This is a genomic window from Bacillus cereus group sp. BfR-BA-01355 (assembly GCF_022663675.1).
GTDB classification, from domain to species: domain Bacteria; phylum Bacillota; class Bacilli; order Bacillales; family Bacillaceae_G; genus Bacillus_A; species Bacillus_A thuringiensis_S.
In genome coordinates this window covers 1-223 of sequence record NZ_JAKUFY010000473.1, presented here as the reverse complement: position 1 = coordinate 223, position 223 = coordinate 1, and the positions used below count along the sequence as shown (strand labels likewise).

Sequence of the window (223 nt, the reverse complement as noted above, 5' to 3'; positions counted from 1 at the left end):
TATTTCTGTCATTCGATTAGAGCAACTAACGAACATTAGACAGACGGCACGAACAAGCCGTAAAAACGAAAAAAATCTACACACTTGGTCATTCCATCGTTTAGCACAATTTATCGAGTACAAAGCGACATTAGTTGGCATAAAGGTCGAATATGTGAACCCTTCTTATACAAGTCAAACATGTCCGAAATGTTCTGGAAAGAACAAGGCGCAAGACAGAAAA

General features: G+C 38.6%; 1 protein-coding gene. It reads left to right on the top strand.

Annotation, left to right across the window (positions count from 1 at the left end):
* Window positions 1-223, top strand: a 223-nt coding sequence (locus tag MR167_RS32535) for an IS200/IS605 family accessory protein TnpB-related protein (RefSeq protein WP_242316318.1), incomplete at both ends; no start/stop codon positions are given.